Raw genomic sequence first — 4,563 nt, forward strand, 5'->3', positions numbered from 1 at the left:
TGCTGGTGTCGTCGAGGTCGGTGTATTGCGCCAGCTGGGTTTTGAGTTTCTGCACTTCCTTGAAGTGGTTAATGAATTCCGCTTTGGCGGTGTCGCCTTTGAGGTTGAGCACTTGCGAGGGTTCGCAGTCCAGCCCTTTGGATTGCATAAAGGTATCCAGTTGCGCCACCGCTTCTTTGTACTTTTTCACCACCTTGGGCGCAGGATCAACCAGCCAGATTTCCCGCGCCTTGTCGCTGGCGGCACCGGAGAAGAGTTGGATGGCGGCATCGACTTCGTTTTCCTGATAACGGAAATCGAGGATATTGCCCCAGGGTTTGCTGTCGTTGAGCACGCGGTTGGTGCGCGAGAAGGCTTGAATCAGACCGTGGTGTTTGAGGTTTTTATCCACATACAGGGTGTTGAGGTATTTGGAATCAAAGCCGGTGAGCAGCATATCCACCACGATGGTGATGTCGATTTTGTTTTTGTGCGCGTAGTCGCTATTGGGGTATTGTTGATCTTTGATGCGTTGCTGCACATTCTGATAATAGAGATCGAATTCGTTGATGGTGTGGTTGATATCGTATTGCCGGTTGTAGTCGGCAATGATCATTTTCAGTGCGGCTTTTTTCTTTTCCGGCTCTATCTGGTTGTCGGCTTTTTCCTGCGGCAGGTCGTCTTGCAGTTGTTTGATGTCTTTGACATTGTTGATGTTGTTACCGCTGCTCTCTGCATCGTTGGCCACCGCCTGCGCGGGGGGTGAGAAGACGCAGGCGATATTTAGCGGTTGGTAGTCCTCATCGTCGGCCTGTTTTTGTGCCTGAATGGCTTTGAACTGCTCAACGTATTCAATGGCGAGGTTGATGGACGCGGTGGCCAGCAGGGCATTGAAACGGCGCTCATTGGTGGCGCTGTTGTGTTTTTCGATGATGGCTTCGATAACGGCTTCGGCGGGCGGGGTTTGGCCTTTTTTGGGTTTTTTGTCACCGTCCTTACCAAAGTAATCGATATGAAAGCTGAGCACGTTTTTATCTTCGATAGCGTGGGTGATGGTGTAGGCATGCAGCTCTTTCTCGAAGATCTCTTCGGTGGTTTTGTAGCTGCCGACATTGCCGTCGAACTGCTTGTAAGTAGCATTTTTTTCAAAAATGGGCGTGCCGGTAAAGCCAAACAGTTGCGCTTTGGGGAAGAAGCTTTTAATGGCGTTGTGGTTGTCGCCAAACTGGGAGCGATGGCATTCGTCAAAAATAAATACCACGCGTTTATCCCGCAGCGGCTCAAGCCGTTGCTTGTAGGTTTGCTGGCCTTGTTTGCTTTTGGACTGGTTGCGCTTGCTGTTTTCATCCAACGCGAGGCCGAGCTTCTGGATGGTGGTAACGATCACCTTGTCGGCAAAGTCTTCCGATAACATGCGCCGCACCAGTGCTTCGGTGTTGGTGTTTTGTTCGACACAGTTTGGTTGGAATTTGTTAAATTCTTCACGGGTCTGGCGATCGAGGTCTTTGCGATCCACCACAAACAGACATTTTTCAATGTCGGGATTGTCTTTGAGCAGGGTCGAGGTCTTGAATGAGGTGAGGGTTTTACCGCTGCCGGTGGTGTGCCAGATATAACCATTGCCACGGTTCTGATGGATGGCCTCAACAATCGCCTTGACCGCATAGATTTGATAGGGGCGCATGATGAGCATTTTTTGCTCGCTCTGCACCAGCACCATGTAACGGCTGATCAATTTGCCCAGGGTGCATTTGGCGAGGAAGTCGTCGGCAAAATCATACAGGTGGGCGATTTTATGATTGGCTTTGTCAGCATGCTGGTAGATCGGCAAAAAGCGTTCTTCGGCATTAAAACTGAAATGCTGGTTGGGGTTGTTGGCGAAGTAGCGGGTGTCGCTTTCGTTGCTGACAATAAATAGCTGCATAAAACAGAGCAGCGTGTTGGTGTAGCCATTGCCGGGGTCATTTTTGTAGGTGACGATCTGTTCCATGGCGCGGCGCGGGCTGATTTGCAGGGTTTTCAGTTCGATCTGCACCACCGGCACGCCATTAATGAGCAACATGACATCATAGCGGTGGTGGCTATTGTCGGTATTGATGCGTAGCTGGTTGATGACTTCAAAGTCGTTTTTACACCAGTCTTTAATATTAACCAGGGTAAATTCCAGCGGCGTGCCGTCTTCACGCAGGAACAGGTTCTTTTCGCGCAGTTTTTGCGCGGCGGTGAAAACATCGGCAGTGATGATTTCATCGCGCAGGCGAGCGAATTCGGCATCGGTGAGATTGACGCGATTCAGTGCCTCGAATTTCTGGCGGAAGTTTTGCTCAAGAGTTGCCTTATCGCGAATGTCATCGCGGTAGGTGTATTTGAGGTCAACCAGTTTATCAATCAAACCTTGTTCTATTTGGCTTTCTGTAGTCATGTGCCGCCCAATTTTATGGAGTAAGGGTCAAAGTAGTTGATTTGCTGGCGGCCATGACTCGCCTAGATTCTGACGCACGGCTGGCTTCACTCTACCGCCTCCCTCCTTGGAGGGAAGGTGAATGCTGCAAACGCACTGCAATGTACAACAAGTTCCCATCTAATCCAAGAGGTAGCCAATCTGGCAGCAGGTTAAATAATGGGGCATAAATAAACCTACTCGGTTCTCCTCCCTGCTTAAGGCTGGGTGAGTGTGGCGCGGATAATTCATGACTTGTTCTGCGCTTCCTTATACAGACACCAGGCTCCCCAGCCACCTTTTAGGCTGAAAACATGGTTCAATCCTTGGGTAGAGAGGTATTCGGCCATTTTTTGACTGCTAACGCCATGATAGCAATAGACCAGCACCGGTGATTCGGCATCCTGCTCGTCGATCACTTTCATTACATGCTCTTCGGTGGCCTGAGTGGCCTGATTAATATGCCCTGCAACGTAAGCGTTGCTGTCACGCATATCGAGCACCACAATCTCTGGGTGTTGCAGTAGCGAGGTCACTTGGTTGGCGGCAATTACTTGGTAGCTCATTATTCACCTTTCAGTTAATTAGAAAATACTAATATAGCATCGAGTCCCGTGAGACCCAAGCTATTGCCATTGCCGGTCTACTCCCTGCAAGCCACCGCTATGCAGTGCAATGATGCGCGTTCCTCGGGGGTATGCTTGTGCTTTTATTCGCTCAAACAGCCCGTAAAAAAGCTTTCCCGTATAGAGTGGCTCCAGCGGTATTCCCTGCTCCGTTTCAAATTTATGAATAAATGCCAGCAGTTCAGCGGTTGTTTTTGCGAAGCCGCCAAAGTGGTAGTCGAGGTTAATTTGCCAGTTATTTTGATCGGCTAAACCGGCCTCTGATAGCAGTCGCCGTACATCTGCATATAAAAAACTGGCCCCTTTCAGTGCAGCGAAACCCTCCAGCTGCTTGTGCCCATGCAGTCCGCAGATCAACCCAGCCAAGGTACCGCCACTGCCGCAGGCGCAACAGAGCCGGTCGTAATCATCGCCCAGCTCCGGAATCAGCTCAGCAACCCCCTTGAGTGCCAGCGCATTGCTTCCCCCTTCGGGCACTATATACAGCTCACCATACTCATCTTTTAGCGGCTGCTGGATAGCGTCAGTATGTTTAAGCCGATAGTCGCTGCGATTAAGATAGTGGAGCCGCATCCCGCACGACTGTGCATAGCGCAGTGTCGCGTTAAGCGGCGTGTGCGGTTCGCCTCGTATGACTCCGATGGAGGAGAGCCCAAGCATTTTACAAGCTCCTGCCAGGGCATGAATATGGTTGGAGTAGGCACCACCAAAGCTGAGCACGGTGGTCGCACCTTGCGCCTGGGCGGCCAGTAGATTGTATTTCAACTTATACCACTTGTTACCTGAAACTACCGGGTGGATAAGGTCAAGCCGCTTCACCCACAGCGTCACCTCAGCACGATCTAATATCTCTGATTGCAGTTTTTGCAAGGGGGTTACCGCCGGGGTTATATTCATAGCATCTCTCTAGACTTTATGTATTAACTCGCCACCAGCTTAATTATCCATAATATAGATTGTTGGCGAGTAAATACATAAAGTCCGATGGTATTAGACAATCATTATTCCAGAAAAAAGACTTCTGGAATAATGAGTTGCGAGTTAATACATATCAGGAGGCTGTCGGACTGAGGGTGAATCGACTGCGGAAAAGCCATTCAGGCCCCTTTCTCCGATCCTTTTTGTTGAATATGCCCAATATTCGCCTCAAACGATCAAAAAAATGGACTCAAAATGGCTTTCCCTCGCTACGATCACCTCAGTCCGACAGCCTCCTAGTAAAGCTCTTTATTTTCTCTTTATTAAAGTGGTTTCATGTGGCGTGATCGCTGCTATCTTTAATTATAGGGAAGGGGAGGAAATGGACTTGATAGCAAAGGATAGCACCCATGGAGTGACCGCAAGGATGAATCCAGCATAGTGAAGTGCGCGGGGCAGGAGCCCTTGGAAGACCCCCTCTGTCAGCATAGTTGCCCATCCGTTAGAATAAACTTCAATAATCATCGAGCGTGGGCAAAACGAGGCATAAATGAGTTATCCAAAAGAACGAAAAGAGACCGTACTGAAGAAAATGCTACC

3 protein-coding genes are annotated in these 4,563 nt (G+C 49.6%); all 3 read right to left on the reverse strand.

Annotated features, from left to right (window positions below; translation table 11 throughout):
- On the reverse strand, positions 1–2,401 hold a 2,401-nt coding region (locus L3J94_12010), incomplete at its 3' end, for an HsdR family type I site-specific deoxyribonuclease (GenBank protein ID MCF6219446.1).
- 266 nt (positions 2,402–2,667) lie between these two features.
- Positions 2,668–2,985: a thiosulfate sulfurtransferase gene (locus L3J94_12015; protein ID MCF6219447.1), complete on the reverse strand. Its 318-nt coding sequence runs from the start codon at positions 2,983–2,985 to the stop codon at positions 2,668–2,670.
- Positions 2,986–3,045: 60 nt separating this feature from the next.
- On the reverse strand, positions 3,046–3,942 hold the full coding sequence (locus L3J94_12020; GenBank protein ID MCF6219448.1) for a pyridoxal-phosphate dependent enzyme: 897 nt from the start codon (positions 3,940–3,942) through the stop codon (positions 3,046–3,048).
- Positions 3,943–4,563: the final 621 nt, after the last annotated feature.

It is taken from the genome of Gammaproteobacteria bacterium (assembly GCA_021647245.1).
Taxonomy (GTDB): domain Bacteria; phylum Pseudomonadota; class Gammaproteobacteria; order RBG-16-57-12; family RBG-16-57-12; genus JAFLJP01.